At 66.4% G+C, this 19,923-nt stretch carries 20 protein-coding genes; 11 read left to right on the forward strand and 9 right to left on the reverse strand.

Annotated elements, in window-relative coordinates; genetic code table 11:
• Positions 1-237 precede the first annotated feature (237 nt).
• From ACFXI3_RS41570 to ACFXI3_RS41590, 5 genes are all read left to right on the forward strand, one after another.
• The gene (locus ACFXI3_RS41570) at positions 238-645 is read left to right on the forward strand and encodes a GntR family transcriptional regulator (RefSeq protein WP_378407249.1); all 408 of its coding nucleotides are present in this window, start codon (positions 238-240) and stop codon (positions 643-645) included.
• A 309-nt stretch (positions 646-954) separates the two neighbouring features.
• Complete coding sequence (locus ACFXI3_RS41575; protein WP_378407251.1) at positions 955-1,737, forward strand: aminotransferase class IV family protein; 783 nt, start codon at positions 955-957, stop codon at positions 1,735-1,737.
• A gap of 59 nt (positions 1,738-1,796) precedes the next feature.
• A complete protein-coding gene (locus ACFXI3_RS41580) occupies positions 1,797-2,735 on the forward strand; it encodes an SUMF1/EgtB/PvdO family nonheme iron enzyme (RefSeq protein WP_378407253.1) in 939 nt (312 codons plus the stop codon).
• A 609-nt stretch (positions 2,736-3,344) separates the two neighbouring features.
• A complete protein-coding gene (locus ACFXI3_RS41585; RefSeq protein ID WP_378407255.1) occupies positions 3,345-3,500 on the forward strand; it encodes a hypothetical protein in 156 nt (51 codons plus the stop codon).
• Positions 3,501-4,187: 687 nt separating this feature from the next.
• Positions 4,188-4,841: a hypothetical protein gene (locus tag ACFXI3_RS41590; protein WP_378407257.1), complete on the forward strand. Its 654-nt coding sequence runs from the start codon at positions 4,188-4,190 to the stop codon at positions 4,839-4,841.
• Between the two features lie 24 nt (positions 4,842-4,865).
• On the opposite strand, the gene ACFXI3_RS41595 is transcribed toward ACFXI3_RS41590, so the two are convergent.
• Positions 4,866-5,924 carry an ankyrin repeat domain-containing protein gene (locus tag ACFXI3_RS41595; protein ID WP_378407258.1) on the reverse strand — a complete coding sequence of 353 codons (1,059 nt, stop codon included), beginning with the start codon at positions 5,922-5,924 and terminating at the stop codon, positions 4,866-4,868.
• Between the two features lie 41 nt (positions 5,925-5,965).
• On the reverse strand, positions 5,966-6,442 hold the full coding sequence (locus tag ACFXI3_RS41600; protein ID WP_378407260.1) for a MarR family winged helix-turn-helix transcriptional regulator: 477 nt from the start codon (positions 6,440-6,442) through the stop codon (positions 5,966-5,968).
• A 55-nt stretch (positions 6,443-6,497) separates the two neighbouring features.
• On the opposite strand from ACFXI3_RS41600, the gene ACFXI3_RS41605 reads away from it, so the two are divergent.
• The 3 genes from ACFXI3_RS41605 to ACFXI3_RS41615 all read left to right on the forward strand — a co-directional run bounded on the left by ACFXI3_RS41605 (position 6,498) and on the right by ACFXI3_RS41615 (position 8,368).
• The gene (locus ACFXI3_RS41605) at positions 6,498-7,340 is read left to right on the forward strand and encodes an LLM class flavin-dependent oxidoreductase (RefSeq protein ID WP_378407262.1); all 843 of its coding nucleotides are present in this window, start codon (positions 6,498-6,500) and stop codon (positions 7,338-7,340) included.
• 79 nt (positions 7,341-7,419) lie between these two features.
• Positions 7,420-7,614 (forward strand): hypothetical protein, encoded by a 195-nt coding sequence (locus ACFXI3_RS41610; RefSeq protein WP_344282366.1) that lies wholly within the window; start codon positions 7,420-7,422, stop codon positions 7,612-7,614.
• 418 nt (positions 7,615-8,032) lie between these two features.
• Positions 8,033-8,368: a hypothetical protein gene (locus tag ACFXI3_RS41615; RefSeq protein WP_378407264.1), complete on the forward strand. Its 336-nt coding sequence runs from the start codon at positions 8,033-8,035 to the stop codon at positions 8,366-8,368.
• A gap of 324 nt (positions 8,369-8,692) precedes the next feature.
• Here ACFXI3_RS41615 and ACFXI3_RS41620 read toward each other — a convergent pair whose 3' ends face one another.
• Positions 8,693-9,337, reverse strand: a complete 645-nt coding sequence (locus ACFXI3_RS41620) for a TetR/AcrR family transcriptional regulator (protein ID WP_378407266.1) — start codon at positions 9,335-9,337, stop codon at positions 8,693-8,695.
• 86 nt (positions 9,338-9,423) lie between these two features.
• Between ACFXI3_RS41620 and ACFXI3_RS41625 the strand changes: the two genes are divergently transcribed.
• Positions 9,424-11,478 (forward strand): HelD family protein, encoded by a 2,055-nt coding sequence (locus ACFXI3_RS41625; protein ID WP_378407268.1) that lies wholly within the window; start codon positions 9,424-9,426, stop codon positions 11,476-11,478.
• Here the strand turns inward: ACFXI3_RS41625 and ACFXI3_RS41630 are convergent.
• Both ACFXI3_RS41630 and ACFXI3_RS41635 read right to left on the reverse strand, forming a co-directional pair.
• Positions 11,460-12,659 carry a glycosyltransferase 87 family protein gene (locus ACFXI3_RS41630; protein WP_378407270.1) on the reverse strand — a complete coding sequence of 400 codons (1,200 nt, stop codon included), beginning with the start codon at positions 12,657-12,659 and terminating at the stop codon, positions 11,460-11,462. The two genes, ACFXI3_RS41625 and ACFXI3_RS41630, sit on opposite strands and share 19 nt — an antisense overlap.
• 21 nt (positions 12,660-12,680) lie before the next feature.
• The gene (locus ACFXI3_RS41635) at positions 12,681-13,499 is read right to left on the reverse strand and encodes a helix-turn-helix domain-containing protein (protein ID WP_378407272.1); all 819 of its coding nucleotides are present in this window, start codon (positions 13,497-13,499) and stop codon (positions 12,681-12,683) included.
• A 99-nt stretch (positions 13,500-13,598) separates the two neighbouring features.
• Between ACFXI3_RS41635 and ACFXI3_RS41640 the strand changes: the two genes are divergently transcribed.
• Positions 13,599-15,014 (forward strand): amidase, encoded by a 1,416-nt coding sequence (locus ACFXI3_RS41640; protein ID WP_378407274.1) that lies wholly within the window; start codon positions 13,599-13,601, stop codon positions 15,012-15,014.
• Here ACFXI3_RS41640 and ACFXI3_RS41645 read toward each other — a convergent pair.
• The 3 genes from ACFXI3_RS41645 to ACFXI3_RS41655 are packed head-to-tail and all read right to left on the reverse strand — an operon-like array spanning position 15,011 to position 18,296.
• Positions 15,011-17,389: an ATP-binding cassette domain-containing protein gene (locus ACFXI3_RS41645; protein ID WP_378407276.1), complete on the reverse strand. Its 2,379-nt coding sequence runs from the start codon at positions 17,387-17,389 to the stop codon at positions 15,011-15,013. The two genes, ACFXI3_RS41640 and ACFXI3_RS41645, sit on opposite strands and share 4 nt — an antisense overlap.
• Positions 17,390-17,431: 42 nt before the next feature.
• Complete coding sequence (locus tag ACFXI3_RS41650) at positions 17,432-17,842, reverse strand: VOC family protein (RefSeq protein ID WP_344282342.1); 411 nt, start codon at positions 17,840-17,842, stop codon at positions 17,432-17,434.
• A 10-nt stretch (positions 17,843-17,852) separates the two neighbouring features.
• Entirely contained in the window at positions 17,853-18,296 is a 444-nt protein-coding gene (locus ACFXI3_RS41655) for a helix-turn-helix transcriptional regulator (protein WP_344282339.1), read from the reverse strand.
• A 107-nt stretch (positions 18,297-18,403) separates the two neighbouring features.
• Here ACFXI3_RS41655 and ACFXI3_RS41660 point away from each other — a divergent pair, with 107 nt between their 5' ends.
• Positions 18,404-19,288: a hypothetical protein gene (locus ACFXI3_RS41660; protein WP_378407289.1), complete on the forward strand. Its 885-nt coding sequence runs from the start codon at positions 18,404-18,406 to the stop codon at positions 19,286-19,288.
• On the opposite strand, the gene ACFXI3_RS41665 is transcribed toward ACFXI3_RS41660, so the two are convergent.
• Positions 19,285-19,923, reverse strand: coding sequence for a pyridoxal 5'-phosphate synthase (locus ACFXI3_RS41665; protein WP_378407278.1), 639 nt, complete (start codon positions 19,921-19,923; stop codon positions 19,285-19,287). The genes ACFXI3_RS41660 and ACFXI3_RS41665 overlap by 4 nt on opposite strands.

Consider the following 19,923-nt stretch of genomic DNA (forward strand, 5'->3'; position numbering starts at 1 on the left):
CCACGCCAACTCATCCCGCTCCCACGCCAACGCGGAAGCCTCCTGAACAGCGGAAACATCGTCGAAATCGGTGCCGTCCAGCTGAGCCTCAGCCATGTGGCGGGTGATGTGTGCGGACCTCATCGGGGGTTTTCCTTTCGTTTGTGATGCATTTCAAACTAGTCCGAACTAGTTCGCAACGGAATCGGCCGTTCGAGTGAACTAGCTCAGGACAGTTCAATCTGGAAGGATCGGCTCATGCGTGCAAACAAGGCCGGCACAGCCCGGTTCGAAGAAGTCACCGCCGGGCTGCGGGAAGACATTCGCTCGGGGAAGTACCGCCCCGGCGACAAGCTGCCCACTCAGCGCGAGCTGGTCTCCGCCACCGGTTTTGCGGTAGCTACTGTGCAAAAGGCGCTTCAGGTGCTCGAAGATGAAGGATGGATCGTGAAGCGGGCGTCGGTCGGGATCTTCGTGGCCGACGATGTCTCTGCTGCGTTCGAACCTAGGCGTGTCACGGACCGCCTTACCGCAGTTGAGATGGAGCTTGCACAGCTGCGGAAGCGAATGAGCCAGCTCGAAGGATCAGTGGCCCAAGCCGCGGAAGAAGGTGACGATGCTGTCGATCGCGTCGCCTCCAGCGGAGATGCCACTGCTGACGGCTGAGGAGGCGTCGCTGGGGTGCTTGATGACCAGCGCAACCAGCGCGACCGCCACAAGTATGCCGATCGCCTTGGGCAGAAACCCGCCGCCGATCTTGAAGGGGTTCTTAGCCATGAGGATTCTCCTTTGTCCGGGCGGGTTTCCGGGGTGTCCGCCTTGCTGAGTTCAACGATGCCGCAGCGGAGTGGAACCGAGAACTGACACAACCGCCACCCACGCTGAACCGACGCTGAACCAGCACCCCTGAACTTTCACTGAACTAGGCGAGCGCGCAGGTTCCTACGCGCACGGAGGAATGGCAGGCTCCTAAACATGGAACTCAACGGCAGCGCTGCGACTCTCGACCAGCTCAAGTCCCTTGCACTTACCAACTACGGACACTTCACGTCGATGCTGGTCGAGGACGGCTGCGTGCGCGGTCTTTCGCTTCACCTGCAGAGGCTTTCGCGCGACTGCCGTCTGCTATTCGACGTCGAACTCGACACTGACCGCGTTCGCGAGTACGTCCTCCACGCTCTCGCATGCGAGGACGCCACGCGGATTACTGCCCGGGTCACGATCTACGACCCGAGCCTTGACCTGGGCACAATCGGAACAGACGCTGACCCGTCCGTGCTCGTGACGACCCGGCCCGCGGCCGAGGGCATCGCGCCGCCACTGCGATTGCAAGCTGCGTCTTACCTGCGCGAGAAGCCAGCGGTGAAGCACATCGGTCTGTTCGGGGCACTAGAGCTGAGGCGATCAGCTCAGCGCGAAGGGTTTGACGACGTCCTGTTCCTAAACGGGGATGGGACCATCTCCGAGATCGCTACCTCGAACATCGGGTTCATCCGCGAAGGAGAGGTCATCTGGCCGCGGTCGGAGCAACTGGCCGGCGTGACCATGGCACTGCTGCACCGCGCTTCCGACGAGGCTGTGACGACCGAGCCGCTCACGCTCTCCGACCTGAGCGGCATGGAGGGCGCGTTCGCAACGAATGCAGCGGTTGGCATCCGGGCGGTTACTTCGGTCGACGGTATTGCATGGCCCGTTGAGCACAAGCTGCTAGCAGACCTGCGAGCCCTGTACCTGGACATTCCCGCAGAACGACTCTAGTTCCCCGCCTTCGGCCGGTAGGGTGCCACGCAGGGAGAGTTTCTGCAGGGGAGGCGACAGTGGCGAACACCGTCCAACGCTGGACTGGTGCCGAGGTGCGCGTGCTTCGCGAGGCTATGCGAATGAGCCTCCGCGAATTTGCCGCAATCCTCGGTGTCAGTGAACGAATGGTGTCCAAGTGGGAAGAGAGGGGCGCGGGCATCACGCCCCGCCCCATCAACCAAGCAAGCCTTGACACCATTTTCACTCGGAGCGATCCGGACGTAAAGGCACGATTCTCATTCTCCACGGCGGACGCGCTGGTTCCCGAGCCTCAGCTGGAGACCCACGCCGCACCGATTGGTGAGGCCCAAGTGCAGCATCCGCGCGACGGGTCATTAATGGTTCGAGTCGAGGGGAGTATCTACCTAGCCGGTCCGAGCAACTCGCCGACTTGGGTTCCGAGTTACTACATCGACATGTATCCCGTCAGCAATGCTGAATACGGGCGATTCGTTGCTGCCAGCGGACATATCCCTCCATCACACTGGAAAGGAGAGTGCCCACCCGAAGAGAGCGCCGATCATCCGGTGGTTTTCGTAACATGGGAGGATGCGGCCGAATACGCCAAGTGGGCAGGAAAGGCCCTGCCGACCGCAGTCGAATGGGAGAAGGCCAGCCGGGGAACACGTGGCACCGTCTACCCATGGGGAGACCAACCAACTCCCGCAAAGTGCAATGTGCGCGAAAACGGAATCGGATCGACGACTGCTGTAAATACCTACCAGAGCGGCGTCAGCCCGTACGGCGTGTACGACATGTGCGGAAATGTCTGGGAATGGTGCTCCACCGAAACGAAGCCCGGACGCTACGAGCTAAAAGGCGGAGCCTGGACTAGCCCGTTCAAACGGGTCACGCCATCCCTGTTCAACGATGCCGCGCGCAGCATGTGCGACGACGACACAGGTTTTCGCTGCGCAACGCCCGCAGAAATGCTCGACTCGCTGCTCGGCGGTTAATTTGTCTAAAAGCGACGCTGCGGCCGGAGAAGAACGACGACAACCGCAGCGCCGATCGCCAGCAAAACGCTTACTCCGACGCCCCACTTGACGCTCAATCCAACGATGAGGGAACCGAGCGCGCAAACAAGCGGCAGGACCCACCGCCGATGGCGGGAAACCTGCTCAACAATGATGTACTCAGGCGTTCGACGGCGCATAACTCTTTCCCCTCGTGCATGTGTGCATCCCTCATCCGCACACTAGACGAGTCCCGGCTGATTGGGGAGTGAACGACAAATGACAGGGCGGCCAGAGGGCACGACCGGCGGCTACTGCGACGACGGAGCCGCTGAATACGACCGCGACGCGTGGCAGGAGTTCACGCCATGGCGACCAGGTGATCCGCCTACGCGTGGCGAAGCACCTGCTGGCTACGCCAGTGGCTTCGACAACGTTGGGATCTATCGAGGCTCAATGCCCGACCGAATCGAGCCGGGTGGCGCATCGGAACCAGCTCCCGCAGCTCACCGTGATGCCGGACCGCGCTCGTGGCGGTGGACTGAGGAGCAGCCGGAACGCTTCAGCACGGATGACCAGGTATCCGCGCGCTCAGCCATCGGAGGCGCAGTGTTCACCCGCGTGCCGGCCGGAACGGATGGGCGCGTAACCGCCACAAGGTGCGGCATCTTCGGCGGCGACTTCGCCACCGTCGAGTTCGACAACGGCTACACGGAGGAAGTGCCAACCAGCCAGCTCAAGCAGGAAGGCGGCAGCTGGTTCTAAGCAACAGGGCTATTTGGCCGCACAGCGACAGATCGACGCAAAACCGCTGGTCAGCGCGTCGCGTTTGTTTTGCTGTAAATCAACTGACTGTCGGCCTCGTGCCCCTCGCGTGCCCGATCCAACGGACAGTCGGGGGGAATAGGGGGAAAACCCGTACTAAACCTGCTGGTAGGCGACCTGTGAAGATGTGCCTGGGCTGCCTCGATGTGAGTTCGGACATTTGCAAGGCGGGGGTCAGGGGTTCGATTCCCCTCAGGTCCACTTCGGGATCCCCGTTCGGGCAGCGCCGAGCGGGGATTGTTGCGTTTCAGGCGCGCTATGGAAGCTGCTTCGACCGGTCGATGATCTTCAGGACGGCACCGCCGAACACCTGGTTGAGCGCTGGCTCCTGGTAGTCCTCGCTCCGGAAGGCCGACATCGTGACCAGCGGGGCTGGCGACGCGCGGGTGGCAGGTCGCGTGGTTGGCGTAGGTCGCGCCGTCCGCGTTGTCGTACGACTCGACGCGAACCGTCAATTCGTCCTGTTTGGCCTTGTCGCCGGTGTCGGCGCTCAGCTCCCTTGGCTGTACCGGAGCTAGCTTTGCCCGCGACTTCGGTGCTGCATCCGGCCGCTGGCTTGACTTCAACTTCCCTTGAAGTTCCATCCTTCGGGAGTCATCGCTGAACTCGAAGGGATACCGAAGATTCATGACTGTCAACCAAGTCGCGCGTCCTGACCTTGCTCGCCAGGATGTTGGCACTGTACTGGTCGCCGAGACAGCCGTCGGGGCGGCGAATGTGCTTGCGGAGCTGGAAAACGAGCCGTGGCCTGTGGGCCTGATTTCGTTCAGTGCGTTGGACAGTACCGACGGCGAGGCGTCGCTGGTCTACACCCAGTGGGCGGAGGGAACAGCCGACCCCAGGTTCGTGGGTCGGGTTTCTGGAGGTGATCCCGTTGAGTACCGGTTGTACCGCAGCGGAATCCGGGAGGATTCGGCGGTTCCGGGGTGCATTGTCGTCGTGAGTGTCGAGTTCGACGGTGCTGACGCGCGGCGGCAGCGGCGTTGGGTGGACACCGTGTTCGGCGCGTTGGGCAGCGAAGAAACGCCTGCGCCTGGCGGGATCTCTGGGCACTTCCATGTCAGCACCGACGGGACTCGGGTGCTCAACTATGCGGAGTGGACTGACGAACAGTCGCATCGAGACGCGTTGGCGCTGTCCGGCCGGGGGACGGTCGGGGTGTCTGACGAGTGGCGGAAGGTGCAGGAGTTTCCGGGAGTGCGCGGCAGCGGGTTTCGGCGGTATCGGATGGTGCGCAGTCTTTCGCTGGGACCGTCCGCGAAGGAATCAACCGTCGCATAGCTTTGTCTGTGCGGGGCTGTCCGGCTAACGGCCGTAGCTGGGTGCAGTCATCGGCAACGGGGTCGGGTTGAGCCGGACCCACGCGACCGCGAGTTCGGACAGCCGGGCCAGTTCTTCGTCGGTTCCGTTGCCGGAGTGGGTGCGCTTGGTGAGGGCCTGTGCTTCTTGAAGTTCGGGCAGCGGGGTGCCCGACGCGAGGTAGCCGGGGAGTGCGTCGATCATGGCGCGGAAGGATCGGTCCCAGTTCACGCTGCCGTTGTCGAGGATCTCGCGGGCGACTTTTCCCGTTACGCGGATCGCTTCTCCCTGCACGGTTTCCGCCACGCCGGAGGACGGGACGAGCAGTTCCCACAGCTGCTGGTGCTGCTTCTGCCAGGTGCCGTCGGGCACCGTGATCGGGGAGGTTCCGTCGTGGATCAGCCGCGGTGGGACCGGTTCGACGTCGAATAATCGGTACAACTCCTGCAGCCCGGCGTCGGTCGCGTCGAGGAGGTCGCGGTTGAAACCCTTGCGGTGGAACTCGAAGGTGGTGCCGATCCGGCGGACCAGATCTCGCGCTACGTCCGTTACGGGTGCGCCGGCTTGGAGGAGAAGCGAGGCAGTTTCTGCCATGTCCGCGATCCCGATGTTCTCGGTGTGCCGCAGGCCGAACAGGAGCGGCGTGAGGTTTGGCTTGCCGTCGATCGTGGCGTGGACGTTCGCGCCGTGTTCGATCAGCACTCGTACGGTTTCCGGCCGCTGTCGGCTGGCCGCGCCGTGCAGTGGGGTGCCGTTGTGGCCGCGTGGCCGTTCGAGGTCAGCGCCGAGAGAAAGAAGCAGCGGGATCTGTGCTGCTTCGCCTCTCGCCGCTCGAGTCCACAGTGGAGTTTCGCCGTACTGGTTGGCCGCGTCGACGTCGAGGCCCTGGTCGACTAGCCAGACGATGAGTTCGTCCGGGCAGTCGACGTATCCGATCGCCGTTTCCTTGCCGTATCCGCCGCGAGCGTCCAGTTCGGTGCGGCCGAACACCGCCTGGAGTTCGGCGAGCGACGCGGATGTCAGCATCTCGCCGAAGTTCTTCGGCAGCGTCTTTCGCTTACGCATCAGCGGTTTCTCCTTGGCGTCCGGAGACGCCAGCTTAGTGATCAGGAGGGCAGTTCGGATTTCAATCGGTGCTGCAGTTCGACGAGCGTCTGCCGGGCCAATTCCAGCCGTTCCAGGTCTAGGCCGTCGGTGGTGCGCAGGGCCAGGTCGTCGTACGCCGCTTGCATTCGGTGCAAAGCGGCGCGGCCGGTCGGGGTGACTTCGAGCAGTTTGGCGCGTTGGTGCGCGGGGTTCGGACGGTAGCTGGCCAGGTCGTCGTCGACCAGTAGGTCCGCGACTCGTTGGACGCTTTGTCTCGTGTGGCCTAACCGCGTTGCGATGGTCCCGACCGGAGCGGGTTCCTCTTCGACCGCGGCCAGCACTTGGTACCGCGCGACGCTCAGGCCCGTCGGTCGGGCGATGCCGTTGCCGACTGCTTCCAGGACGTCGGAGAGCCGGATGACCTCGTCCATCAGGTCGTTGTAGGCGTCGCAGGCCTTCTTGACAGCATGCTGTCGTATCGCTAGCTTGTCGGACATGACAGCATGCTGTCATTCAGCGCTGAGTCAGGCAACAGCTCGAGAGGATCATCTGGTGCGGATCGGCATAGGACTTCCGAATCAAGTGCGCGACGTCGACCCCACGGTCGTGCCGCGGTGGGCGGTGCGGGCGGAGGAGGCGGGCTTTTCCTCGCTGGCGACGATCGGCCGGTACGCGTATCCGGGGGTGAGCGACACGGTTTCGCTGGCGGCCGCTGCTGGGGCGACCGAGCGGATCGGGCTGCTCAGCGGCGTGTTGCTCGCGCCGACGTGGCCGGCTGCGTTGCTGGCCAAGGAAATCGCGAGTATCGACGGCGTTTCCGGGCATCGGTTGACGTTCGGAGTCGGCGTGGGGCTTCGGGAAGAGGAGTTCACCGTGCCGGGGCTCGGGGCGCGTGGCCGCGGTGCGCGATTCGATGCTGACCTGGAGATTTACCGCGAAGTGTGGGGTGGCAAACCGGTCGGGGAGAACGCGGCGGTACCGAGCGGGACGCGGCAGGTGCCGATGTTGTTCGGCGGCTATACCGAGCAGGCGTTGCAGCGAATGGTGCGGTGGGGCACGGGTTACATCGCCGGTTCGGGCTCGGTGGCGGCAAGCGCGCCTCGGTTCGAGGCGGCGAAACGTGCCTGGATCGAGGGTGGTCGGGACGGGGTGCCGCAGCTGGTTTCGTTGGCCTACTTCGTGTTGGGGGACGTCGACGCTGGGCTGGCGAATGTGCGGGACTTCTATCGGTTGGCTCCGAAGGAAGTCGCGGACAGTGTGGTGCCTTGCGTGTCTCCGGAGACGGTGCGGAAATCTATTGCGGATTTCGCTGAGCTGGGTGTGGACGAGCTGATTTTTGTGCCGGTGACGGATGACGTGGACGAGGTCGCCCGGCTGGCGGACGTCGTCGGCTGACCATCGTCCCGGAAGATGACTTCGACATCGGGGGCTCATCGGGGACATCACCGATGCTGCCTGGCATGGCGACCACAGCATGTTCACCGATGAACTGCTGCTCTTTCAGCAGGCGGGGATGCCGTTGCCGGGGGTCGAGATCGATCCGTCGCGGGGGCTCCGGGTCGGCGAGGCGTACCTGACGGCGTTCCTCGACCAGCACCTGCGCGGGGTGCACCAGCCGCTGCTGGACGGGCCGTCGCCGCGGTTCCCTGAAGTGCGCTTTTGGGGCTGAGTTTCCCTGCCGGGGAAGTCCGGCGGAATTTCTTCGCAACCCCCTCCGGCGGTGTGCGTCTCTATAGGCAAAGGGAAAGCCAAGAGCGGGTCAGGGGAGAATTGAAATGCTCATGAAGACTGTCAAATTGGCCACCGTCGGAGCGGCTCTCGGCGCGGTCGCACTGCTTTCCGCGTGCTCTGGCCAAAATTCGGCAGCCCCGGCGAGCAACCAATCCGCCCCGGTCAACGTCGCGGCGAAGAGCCAAGCGCAGCAACCGAATGCGCCGGTCAAAAAGGGCGGCAGCGGCGGTGGCGGGGCCGGCTCGGAGGACGTTAATTGCAGTACGCACGGCGGAACTGTCGGGCCGCGCAAGGTTGATTTGATCGCGGACGCAACCAAAGCCGGTACCGTTGGATGCACTGAGGCGTTCAATGTCATGACCGAATACTTCGACAATATCGACAAGGCCGTCGGATCCAACTACATGCTGACGGTCCAGGGCTGGCAGTGCCTGACCGACACCGGCGCGGAGGGCACGCACGAGATCCGTTGCGCGAAGGACGGTCTCAAGATGCACACGACTCCGCCGAAGGACGAGAACACTCCGGACCCGCAGGAGCAGGGCACTGGGTACCACGGTGTTCCGATCGATCCGCCCACGGCGCAGGACCAGGGCACGGGGTACAACGGGATGCCGATTGACCCGCCGACCGCGCAGGACCAGGGGACTGGATACAACGGCGCGCCGATCGACAATCCGGACCAGAACTGAGCTACGCCGCTGAGGAAGCAGGGCCAGGCCTTCCGGGGCCTGGCCCTTTTCGCGCGCTGGGCAGCAAGGCGAAGATGGGTGCCTGGCCGATTTCGTACCGCCCGCCGACGCCATCCATCGCAGCTCCCAGTCCAGACTGTCGCGCGCGGCCCGGGCGGCGAACCGGGGCGCGTTTCTCGCGGATGCCGACCCCGGACGAGGCGGCGATTCTGCACCTCTCCGAAGGAACACCCGTCCTGACGGTCACCCGAATCGCCCGCACGAGGACGGCCTACCGCTGGAGGTCAACGACATGGTCCTCGCCGCTGATCGCTACCGGCTCTCTTACGAATGGCTCGCAGACTGACCCAGCACCGAGCACAGCCCCTCCCGCAACACCCGATAAGCCGCCTCCGCTCGTGCCACAGCGTCCGGGTACGTCTCATCGGCGCTCCGACCACCACGAATCTCCCGGGCATTGTGAAACCCCAAGATCCGCTGCGCCCCGAAGATCTGCGCCGCCACCAGCCGCGCGGTGAACTCGTCCGAAACTCCACACGAAGCCTGCAGCTCCTCCACCAGCTCCTGCTCCTTCTCCAGCAGGTACGTGGCAAGCCGAGCCAGCAGCGCCGGCGTTGAATACAGCAGGGTGTGGCAGGTGATGGCGTCCGGTGAGTCGTTCAGGCCGGTCAGCGGGTCGCGTTCGGCCAGGCGGTCCAGGAAAGACCGTTCCAAAGCAGACAGAGCCGACACCCCGTCTGGCCGCGCGCGGACGATTTCCGCGGGGCCGTTGTCGTCGGCGAACTGGTGGATGACCAGGTCTTCCTTCGTCGGGAAGTACGCGAACAGCGTCGGCTTCGAGATCTCGGCCGCCGCGGCGATGTCGGCTACCGAGACCCCGTCGAAGCCGGATTCCCGGAACAGCCGCAGCGCCGCCGAGGCGATGGTTTCCCTCGTGCGGCGGCGTTTGCGCTCGCGCAGTCCTGACACGGGCGTCAGCCTAGCTGGAACTCGAACCCGGATAAAAACTTGACTGAGTTGTATATTTAACTTAGTCAATAATCAGGGGGCAGGGAGTGGAACCAGAGATCCGGGCGGAGCGCGAGTATCTCCAGGCCTGTCACGCAGAACTGGACCGCATGCGGGAGGAGATCAAGACCGCGATCGCGACGGGGATGGGCGAGGGCGACGCGGTCGACGACAAGTACTTCAACCACGTCCTCAGGCAGTTTCGCACCGAGATCGCCGAGGAGCTAGCGGATATCGACGAGGCGCCGCTCTTCTTCGGCCGGCTCGACTATCCGCCGGGCGAGGTCTACGAGGCTGCCCGTGGATCGCATACTCGGTCGCTGCGGCATGACCTGGTTTACCTGGGGCGCAGAGGAATCCGCGACGACGATGGCGAACCGCTGGTGATCGATTGGCGGGCGCCGCTCGCCAGGGCGTTTTACGAAGCCGATCACGATCATCCGATGGGCGTGCGGGTGCGGCGCCGGTACGGCTTCGACCAGGCCGGGGTGCTCAGCGCGTTCGAGGACGAGCCGCTCGATCGGCCTGGCTCCTCGGCGAATCGGCTGCTCACCGCGGAAATTGAGCGGCCTCGGCAGGGGCCGATGCGGGACATCGTCGCCACGATTCAGCCGGATCAGATGCGGTTGGTTCGGGCACCGGTCGATCGGACGCTGTGCATTCAGGGCGCGCCGGGGACGGGTAAGACGGCGGTGGGGCTGCATCGGCTCGCGTATCTGCTCTACACCGAGCGGGTGCGGCTGCAGAAGGCCGGCGGGGTCGCGGTGATCGGGCCGAACCGGTCGTTTCTCGCTTACATCGCGGGCGTGCTTCCCGCGCTCGGCGAGGTGGCGGTTTCCCAGGCCACGATTGACGAATTGACCGGGGCGGGGCATCCGGCCGAGCACATTGACAATCCGCGGACGGCGCGGATCAAGGGTGACGTCCGGATGGCGGAGGTCGTCCGGAGGCATCTGTGGGCGCGGATCCGGCCGGTCGATCGGACGCTCGAAGTCAAGTATCAGCACCGGACCTGGCGGTTGTATCCCGAGGACATCGCCGAGGAATTGACCGAAATCCTCAGTCGCGGCGCGGATTACAGCGCGGGGCGCGAATTGCTGGCCCAGCGGCTCGCGCATCGGGTCTTGCGCGAGATGGAGCGCTCCGGCGGCACGAGCGCGACGCTGCATCAGCTCCGCCGCAATGCCGCGATCACCAAGGCGGTCCGCGACATGTGGCCTGCGGTTGAGCCTGCGCGGTTGGTCTATGACCTGCTTACGGACCGAATGACGCTTGCTGAAGCGGCCGAAGGGATCCTGACCGCTGAGGAGCAGGAAGCGCTGATCCGGCCAAGGCCGCGCAGTCGTAAGGCGATGACCTGGTCGACGCTCGATCTGGCGTTGCTGGACGAGGCCGCGGCGCTGGTCGAGCGTCCGGCGAAACTCGGGCACGTCGTGGTGGACGAGGCGCAGGACCTCAGCCCGATGCATCTGCGGGCGATCGCGCGCAGATTGGCGGGGGCGTGCACGGTTCTCGGCGATGTCGCACAGGCGACCAGTCCGTCCGCGGTCCGTGAGTGGACCACCGTGCTGACCCATCTTGACCGGCCCGGCGGGCGGATCGAGGAACTCACGCACGGCTACCGCGTTCCGGCGGATGTTCTCGATTTCGCGGCTCGGCTGCTTCCGCACATCGCGCCGGAGCTGCGCAGTCCCACGTCCTTCCGGCATTCCGCGGATGCCTTGCACCTGACCGAAACGGACGAGACGGTCGCCGCCGCGGCCGACGCTTGTGCCAAGGCGCTCAGCCAAGAAGGGTCGATCGGGCTGTTGGCAGCGGACGCGGATGTTCCGGAGTTAAGCCAGGCCCTCGCCGAACGCGGGTTGGACCACGCGGTGCTGGGCACCGAGGGAACAGCGCGGATCACGCTGGCGCCGGTGAGTTTGGCGAAGGGGCTGGAGTACGACACGGTCCTGGTGGTCGAACCGGCGCGCATTGTGGCGGCGGAAGAGCGTGGGCTGCAACGGTTGTACGTCGCGCTCACCCGGGCGGTCAGCACGTTGCACGTCCTCCACGCAGACCGGCTTCCGGAGCCGTTGCTGGCTCAGACCGCGGCGGTCTGACGGCGCGTCGAAGAGAACTGCCAGCCGAGGAATCCCAGCGCCAGCAGCAAATAGCTGTTGCCGATCAGGTGCTCGACGGGGCCCCAGGACAGCTCCAGGTACCCGTTCTTCGGCAGCCACGAATGCGGTGCGATCACGAAAATCGCGGCCACGGCGGCCAAACCGGCGACCGCGATCCGCGTGTGGGCGCGAGCGGCGAACAGCACGATCGCGGGCACGATCCACACCCAGTGGTGCGACCACGAAATCGGCGAGCACACCAGGATCGCGGCCGTGTTGAGCAGGAACGCCATCGGCGGATCGGCGCGCAGCATCGCCGGAATGGTCAGCGCGAGCGCGGCCAAGGTCAGCACTGCGACCAGGATCAGCGTCGGAGTGTCCGGAAGTCCGAACCGGTGCACCGCGCCCTGGATGGTCTGGTTTGTCGCGAAAATCGACCCGCTCATCCCGGACGCGCCGGTCAGCCCGCCGCCGAACCAGTACTTCATCGACGCTTCCGGTGCGATCACGAACCCGGCCACGCCGGCGAGCACAAAGGTGACGACCGTGGTCACGACCGCGCGAAAGTCCTTTTTCAGCAGGAAGAACAGCAGAAAACCGGCCGGGGTGATCTTCATGGCGGCGGCAAGACCGAGCAGGACGCCGCGTGGGAGCCGCGTGCGAGGGCCGAGGCAGTCGATCACCACGAGCGCCATCAGGATCAGGTTGATTTGCCCGAACCACAACGTTTCGCGGACCGGTTCGAAGGCCAGCGACCCAGCGCCGATCAGCAGCGCGGCCAGCAACGCGGTCCGCCGCCGGGAGTGCGGCCGGACCACGACGTAGACGGTCCCGCATAGCGCCGCCAGCGAGACGACGAGCATCAAGATCGCGCCCAGCGGCAGCGGCATCGCGGCGAACACCAGGAACACGACGGCCGCGAACGGCGGGTAGATGAACGGCAGGATCAGCCCGGCGCGGGTCGGCGGGAGCGGGCCGTAGACGTCCTCGCCCTGCGCCAGCGCCCGCGCGCCGGAGCGGTAGATCTCCAGGTCGAGCGGCCACATCGTGCAGACGAGCCAGAGTATCGCCGCTGCCACCGCCACTGAGGCGATGACCAGCGCGAATACCACCTGCCGGCGGCTGCCGACGTCGTCTAGCCACCGGCGCAGCGCGACAGCGGGGGGCCGGAGGGAAGTCACTCCGCGATCATGCCGGTGCGATCACCCGTTCGCGCAGTGGGGGCGGGACCAGGCCACTTCGTCGACCGCGAGCCATGGCGCGTTCGCGGCGGCCGCGGGGGTGACTCCGGCGAAGGCTTTGACCTCGTGGTGCAGGTGCGACTGGTCGACATATCCGCTGTCCGCGGCTACTGAAGCCGGGCTTTCGCCTGCGGCTAGCCGGTGTACCGCGTGGTCGAATCGGACCAGTTGCGCGGCGCGCTTCGGGCTGAGTCCGAGCTGGCCGCGGAAGCGGGACCACAGCCGTTTCCGGCTCCAGCCGGTTTCGTCGGCCAACTGCTCGATCCGCACCTGACCGTGGCGCGCATCCATCCGCTGCCAGGCGAAGGCGACCTCCGGGTCGACCGTGCGGCCGGACTCGTACCGCGCCCCTAAAGACGCTTCTACCAGCGCAAACCGGTCGTTCCAGGAGTCGAGGGCGCGCAGCCGGTCGGGCAGCTCAGTAGGCCAGACGTCCTCGAGGGACACGACCTCGCCGCTGAGATCCGTCCCGAGCACCGCGTGCGCGACCCCAGGGGACAGCCGGATCTGCATGCATTCGATGTCCTGCCCGCGCACACGCATCCCCTGCGGAGCGAGCCCAGCGACGACGCTGCCGCGAGCGACGTCGTTGACCAACAGTCGTTCGCGAAGATTGACGAACAGCGTGACCGCCGGATACGGGACCACCGTCAGGTCGACCAGGTCGACGGTGTCGCCGACGAACCCGGCCATCTGGACACCCGGCAGCCGGCTCGGCCGATGCGGCACGGCGATGCCCCACACCGCCGCTCCGTCGCGAGCCCACTCGGCTGGTCGCATGCCGCCATCGTAGGAGAAAACCAGCCGCGCGACATTTCTCCAAGACCGGCCACCACCGCCCCGACCAGGCTGAACGAGGTATCGGAAAGGGGATCCGTCATGGTCAATCCGTTCAGTTCCGCCGTCGAACTCGCCGCCGCCATCCGCGCGAAGGAGGTGAGCCCGGTCGAGGTCGCCGACTGCTACCTCGACCGCATCGCCGCGCTGGACCCGAAGTTCAACGCCTTCTGCTTCCGCGCCGACGACGAGGTCCGCGCCGCCGCGAAAGCCGCCGCCGACGCGGTGGTCCAGTGCCCGCCGGAGGACCTGCCGCCGTTCCACGGGATTCCGTTGCCGATCAAGGATCTCGCCAACGTCGCAGGCTGGCCGACCACGTACGGCTCGCTGGCCACCGACCGTTCCCCGCAGCCGAAGTCGGATCCGCTTGTGCAGCGCTTCGTCGACGCCGGTTTCCTCCCGCTCGGCAAGACCACGACGTCGGAATTCGGCGCGGTGCCGTTCACCGAAAGCGAGGCGCAGGGCATCTCGCGCAACCCGTGGGACCCGGACCGCACGCCCGGCGGTTCGTCCAGCGGGGCCGGGATCTCCGTCATCGCCGGAATGGCCCCGGTCGCGCACGCGGAGGACGGCGGCGGCTCGATCCGCATTCCGGCGTCGTGCACCGGGCTCGTCGGACTCAAGCCGACCCGCGGCCTGATCACGAACGCCGTGGTGGAGGTCGAAGGCTTCGCGACCAGCGGCGTCGTGAGCCGGACGCTCGTCGACACCGCCGCGGTGCTGGACGTCATCGCGCGGCACGACCCCGGCGCGTGGTGGTCGCAGCCGACGCCCACGCGGTCGCTCGCGAAAGCGTTGACCAAAGAACCGCCGACTGGCCTGCGGATCGGTGTCCTCACGACCTCGCTCATCGACGGCATCACCGTCGACCCGGCGTGCCTGACCGCGGTCGACAAAACCCTCCGCGCGCTGGAAGAAGCCGGACACCAGATCGTCGACAAACCGCTTCCGCTGCCCACCTCAGAGGAGCTGATCTCGACGTTCATGAAGGTCTGGAACGTCGCCAGCGCAGGCATCCCGCTGGTCGACCCGGATCGCGTCGAACCGCACAACCGGGCCCAGCGCGAAGCCGCGAAGTCGGTCGATTCCTGGGCTTACACGGAGAGCGTGCACAAGACCCAGGTGCTGTCGCGACGCATTGTCGAGGCCTTCACCGACAGCTTCGACCTGCTGATCACGCCGACCATGGCCTGCCTCCCGCCGAAGGTCGGCGCGTGGCGAGCGAGCGGAAACCCCGTGATGGCCGCGTATCCGATGGGTGTCTTCACGTCGTTGTTCAACGTGACCGGCCAGCCCGCGATCTCGCTTCCGCTGCACCACGACGAGGCCAGCGGCCTGCCGGTCGGCGTCCAGTTGGTCGCCGCGCCCTGGCGGGAAGACCTGTTGTTGCAGGTTTCCCGCACCCTGGAGCAGGCACTTCCCTGGACGGACCGGCGGCCGCCGCTCGATCTCAGCTAGCCGACGTAGGCGGCCAGGTGCTTCCCGGTCAGCGTCCGCTTCTTCTTCACCAGTTCGGCGGGCGTCCCCTCGAAGACCACCTGGCCGCCGTCGTGGCCGGCGCCGGGACCGAGGTCGATGATCCAGTCGGCGTGCGCCATCACGGCCTGGTGGTGCTCGATGACGATCACCGACTTGCCCGATTCAACGAGGTGGTCCAGCAGCCCGAGCAGCTGTTCCACGTCGGCGAGGTGCAGGCCGGTGGTCGGCTCGTCGAGGATGTACACGCCGCCGTTCGATCCCATGTGCGTCGCCAGCTTCAGCCGTTGCCGCTCGCCGCCGGACAGCGTGGTCAGCGGCTGGCCGAGGGTCAGGTAGCCGAGCCCGACCTGCTCCATCCGCTCGAGAATCCGGTGCGCGGCCGGGGTTTTCGCGTCGCCGTCGGCGAAGAAGGCGGTGGCCTGGGCGACCGACATCGCGAGCACCTCGCTGATGTCCCGGCCGCCGAAGTGGTACTCCAGCACCGAGGCGTCGAACCGCTTGCCCTCGCAGACCTCGCAGGTGGTGGCCACCCCGGCCATCATCCCGAGGTCGGTGTAGATCACGCCGTTGCCGTTGCAGTTCGGGCACGCGCCCTCGGAGTTGGCGCTGAACAGCGCCGGCTTCACGTTGTTGGCCTTGGCGAAAGCCTTGCGGATCGGTTCCAGCAGCCCGGTGTACGTCGCCGGGTTGCTCCGCCGCGAACCGCGGATCGGGGCCTGGTCCACGGACACGACGTCGTCCGATTCCCGGATGGACCCGTGGATCAGCGAGCTCTTGCCCGACCCGGCGACACCGGTGATCACGCACAGCACGCCGAGCGGGATGTCGACGTCGACGTCCTGCAGGTTGTGCGTGTTCGCGCCGCGGATTTCCAGCACGCCCGTGCGCTCCCGCACCGACGGCTTGAGCGACGCGCGGTCGTCCAAGTGCTTGCCCGTCAACGTCTTGCTCGCGCGCAGACCGTCCACAGTGCCCTCGAAACACACCGTGCCGCCGTTCGTGCCCGCGCCCGGCCCGAGGTCGACCACGTGGTCGGCGATCGCGATCGCCTCCGGCTTGTGCTCCACGACGAGGACGGTGTTTCCCTTGTCCCGCAACCGGAGCAGCAGGTCGTTCATCCGCTGGATATCGTGCGGATGCAGGCCGATGGTGGGTTCGTCGAAGACATACGTGACGTCGGTGAGCGACGATCCGAGATGCCGCACCATCTTCACCCGCTGCGCCTCGCCGCCGGACAGCGTGCCCGCCGGCCGGTCCAGCGACAGGTAGCCGAGCCCGATCTCGACAAACGATTCGAGCGTCTCGTGCAGCGACTTCAGCAACGGCGCGACCGACGGTTCGGACAGCTTCCCGACCCAATCGGCGAGATCGCTGATCTGCATCGCGCACACGTCGGCGATGCTCATCCCGTCGATCTTGGCTGACCGAGCCAGCTCGCTCAGCCGCGTCCCGTCGCATTCCGGGCAGGTCGCGAAGGTGACCGCCCGGTCCACGAACGCGCGGATGTGCGGCTGCATCGCCTCGACGTCCTTGGACAGATACGACTTCTGGATCCTCAGCACCAGACCCTCGTAGGTCATGTTGATGCCTTCGATCTTCATCCGCGTCGGTTCCTTGTACAGGAAGTCCTGCAGCTCGCGCTTGGTGTACTTGCGGATCGGCTTGCTCGGGTCGACCAGACCGGAACCGGTGTAGAGCCGGTAGTTCCACCCGCCCGGGGTGTAGCCGGGGATGGTGAGCGCGCCGTCGTCGAGCGACTTGGTGTCGTCGTACAGCTGGGCGAGGTCGATGTCGTTGATCGAACCGCGGCCCTCGCAGCGCGGGCACATGCCGCCGGTGATGCTGAAGCTGCGCCGCTCCTTGATCTCCTTCCCGGCGCGCCGCACGGTGACCGCGCCCGCGCCGCTGACCGACGCGACGTTGAACGAGAACGCCTGCGACGACCCGATGTGCGGCACAGCGAGCCTGCTGAACAGGATCCGCAGCATCGCGTTGGCGTCGGTGGCGGTGCCGACCGTCGAGCGCGGATCGGCCCCCATCCGCTGCTGGTCGACGATGATCGCGGTGGTCAGCCCGTCGAGCACGTCGACCTCGGGCCGGGCCAGCGTGGGCATGAAGCCTTGCACGAAACTGCTGTAGGTCTCGTTGATCAGCCGCTGCGATTCCGCCGCGATGGTGCTGAACACGAGCGAGCTTTTGCCCGAGCCGGACACCCCGGTGAACACCGTCAACCGGCGCTTCGGGAGTTCGACGCTGACGTCCTTGAGGTTGTTCACGCGGGCGCCCTGCACGCGGATCAGGTCATGGCTGTCTGCGGCGTGCTCCGGCGCGGGCTTCCCCTTGGCCTTCGTCATCGTCTCTCCTTGTTCTTCCCCAGAGGTCCGGCTCGGACTTCTTCAGCTCGCTTGCTGGATGCGGATCAGGTTCCCGGCCGGGTCGCGGAACGAGCAGTCGCGGACGCCGTAGGGCTGGTCCGTCGGCTCCTGCACGACCTCGGCGTCGCTGGCCTGCAACCGGTTGAAGGTCGCGTCGACGTCCTTGGTGGCCAGGTTCAGTGCGGCGTAGGTGCCCTTGGCCATCATTTCGGCGATCATCCGGCGTTCGTCGTCGGTGAGGCCGGGGAACGCGGCGACCGGCTGCAGCACGACCGAGGTGTCCGGCTGTCCGGGCGGGCCGACGGTAATCCAGGCCATGTCCCCGTACTTGACGTTGTTGCGCACCTCGAAGCCGAGGACGTCGCGGTAGAAGGTCAGCGTCGCTTCCGGATCGGTGTGCGGGAGGAAGCTCGCGTGAATGGTCATCTCCATGCCGATCACACTAGGTTCGCGCCGAAGGGGGTGCTTCTCGATTCCTGATCGGTCGCGTGACCTGTTTCGCGACGCACGGCGCCATGCCCTCGGTCGCCCCGGTCTCCTCCTGGCGGTAAACGCTTGGCGGCTTCCCGACCAGCTCGGTGAACCGCGTGCTGAACGTCCCCAGCGACGAAAAGCCGACCTCGAAACACACCTCGGTGACGCTCAGGTCGCCTCGGCGGAGCAGCGCCATCGCGCGCTCGATGCGACGGGTCATCAGATACGAATACGGCGACTCTCCGTAAGCGGCGCGGAATTGCCGGCTGAGGTGCCCGGCGGACACGTTGACGCTCCGCGCGAGCGCCTCGACGTCCAGGGGACGCGCGTACTCGCGGTCGATCCGGTCGCGCACCCGGCGCAACCGTGCGAGATCGGCCAATCGCTGCGCGTCGTCCGGCTTGCTGGTCACCCCGAAATCGTGCCATGACGATCGCCGCGGTCCCAGTAATCCGCTCTTTCGGGCTGGTGGCCGATTCGTTCAAGACCGCCGCGCCGGGCACGTGCGACGGTTTCCGGGTGACTGTGAAATTGGAGGCCGTCGCCCCGTTCCTCGCCGGGCACGGCCGGTTGCTGGACCAGCGGCGGTTCGAGTTGCTGGAAGGAAACGGCCGAGCCGAGGAGGTGCTCGCGGCGGTCGCGGCCTACCGGAATCCGGACGGCGGCTACGGCTGGGGCCTGGAGCCGGACCTGCGCGCGCCGGAAAGCCAGCCGGGCGGCGCGCTGCACGCGTTCGAGATGTTCGGCGACATCGCGCCGGTGACCACGCCGCACGCGGTGCAGCTGTGCGACTGGCTGGAGTCGGTGTCGTTCGCCGACGGCGGGCTGCCGTTCGCGTTCCCGGTCGCCGACCCGACCGCGTGCGCTCCCTTTTGGACCGGAGCCGACCCGACGGCGTTCTCGTTGCAGAGCACCGCGTTCGTCACGTCGGCGGCGTGGCGGGTCGCCGAACACGACGAGGCGGTCGCGGCCCATCCGTGGCTCGCGCGGGCGACCGAGACGTGCCTGCGCGCGATCCGGGACCTCGACGAGATGCCGCACGTCATCGAGTTGAGCTTCGCGATCCACCTGCTCGACGCCGCGTACGACCGGTACCCGGAGGCCGACGAACTCCTGACGAAGCTGGGGAAGTTCCTGCCGGAGAGCGGAATCGTCCCGGTGCAGGGCGGCTCCGAGGGCGAGGTGCTGCGCCCGCTGGACTTCAGCCCGGTGCCCGGCCCGTCCCGGCGGCTGTTCGCCCCGGAAGCGGTCGAGGCGGACCTGACCCGGCTGGAACAGGGCCAGCAGCCCGACGGCGGCTGGACGGTCGACTTCGCCAGCTTCTCTCCGATGGCCTCGCTGGAGTGGCGCGGCTACGCCACCGTCGGCGCGATCTCCAAGCTGCGCGCCAACTCCCGGCTCTAGGGCCAGAGCCGTTCGCGGACCCAGCCCGCGGGTTCGCGGCGGTAGCGGACCCGGACGTGCCGCCGGTCGTGCGAGGCCTGCCAGAACTCCACCGATTCCGGCTGGATCAGGTAGCGCGTCCACGTTTCCGGTGCCGCGTCCGGGTTTTCCGCCACCCACTCCGCCGCTGCCTCGGCGGCTTCGACCAGCTTCGCCGGGTCGGACAGCACCTCCGACTGATGCCCGACGTACGCCTCGGCCCGCGACGCAGGCGGACGAGCGAGAAAGTCGTCGGTGGACACCTCGGCCGCGGCCGGGACCACCAGACCGCGCACGCGCACCTGTCGTCCGCGACCGGGCCAGAAGAACGTCAACGCCGCCCGCGGGTTCGCCGTCAGCTGCTGGCCCTTCGGGCTTTCCGAGCTGGTCGCGATCGCCCAGCCGTCCTCGTCGACGTTCTTCAGGATGACCACGCGAGCGTCCGGTGCGCCGTCGGCGTCCACTGTGGACAGAGTGACCGCGTGCGGGGCCAGCACGTGGTCGCCGGCTTCGGTCAGCCAAGCGAGGAACAGCTCCTCGGGCGTTTCCGGGGTGCGGTCCGGGTCGAAGTCCGGGAGCTGTTCGGGGAACGACTGCCAGCCGCGCAACGAAACCAT

Origin of the sequence: Amycolatopsis sp. NPDC059235, from assembly GCF_042754125.1 — a bacterium.
In the GTDB taxonomy this organism is placed as follows: domain Bacteria; phylum Actinomycetota; class Actinomycetes; order Mycobacteriales; family Pseudonocardiaceae; genus Amycolatopsis; species Amycolatopsis albidoflava.

What these genes read in the sequence shown, in the direction of transcription:
- ACFXI3_RS41570 (WP_378407249.1), top strand. Translation starts at nt 238, where the DNA reads ATGCGTGCAAACAAGGCCGGCACAGCCCGGTTCGAAGAAGTCACCGCC.
- ACFXI3_RS41575 (WP_378407251.1), top strand. Translation starts at nt 955, where the DNA reads ATGGAACTCAACGGCAGCGCTGCGACTCTCGACCAGCTCAAGTCCCTT.
- ACFXI3_RS41590 (WP_378407257.1), top strand. Translation starts at nt 4,188, where the DNA reads ATGACTGTCAACCAAGTCGCGCGTCCTGACCTTGCTCGCCAGGATGTT.
- ACFXI3_RS41595 (WP_378407258.1), bottom strand. Translation starts at nt 5,924, where the DNA reads ATGCGTAAGCGAAAGACGCTGCCGAAGAACTTCGGCGAGATGCTGACA.
- ACFXI3_RS41600 (WP_378407260.1), bottom strand. Translation starts at nt 6,442, where the DNA reads ATGTCCGACAAGCTAGCGATACGACAGCATGCTGTCAAGAAGGCCTGC.
- ACFXI3_RS41610 (WP_344282366.1), top strand. Translation starts at nt 7,420, where the DNA reads ATGTTCACCGATGAACTGCTGCTCTTTCAGCAGGCGGGGATGCCGTTG.
- ACFXI3_RS41615 (WP_378407264.1), top strand. Translation starts at nt 8,033, where the DNA reads ATGACCGAATACTTCGACAATATCGACAAGGCCGTCGGATCCAACTAC.
- ACFXI3_RS41635 (WP_378407272.1), bottom strand. Translation starts at nt 13,499, where the DNA reads ATGCGACCAGCCGAGTGGGCTCGCGACGGAGCGGCGGTGTGGGGCATC.
- ACFXI3_RS41640 (WP_378407274.1), top strand. Translation starts at nt 13,599, where the DNA reads ATGGTCAATCCGTTCAGTTCCGCCGTCGAACTCGCCGCCGCCATCCGC.
- ACFXI3_RS41645 (WP_378407276.1), bottom strand. Translation starts at nt 17,389, where the DNA reads ATGACGAAGGCCAAGGGGAAGCCCGCGCCGGAGCACGCCGCAGACAGC.
- ACFXI3_RS41650 (WP_344282342.1), bottom strand. Translation starts at nt 17,842, where the DNA reads ATGGAGATGACCATTCACGCGAGCTTCCTCCCGCACACCGATCCGGAA.
- ACFXI3_RS41665 (WP_378407278.1), bottom strand. Translation starts at nt 19,923, where the DNA reads ATGGTTTCGTTGCGCGGCTGGCAGTCGTTCCCCGAACAGCTCCCGGAC.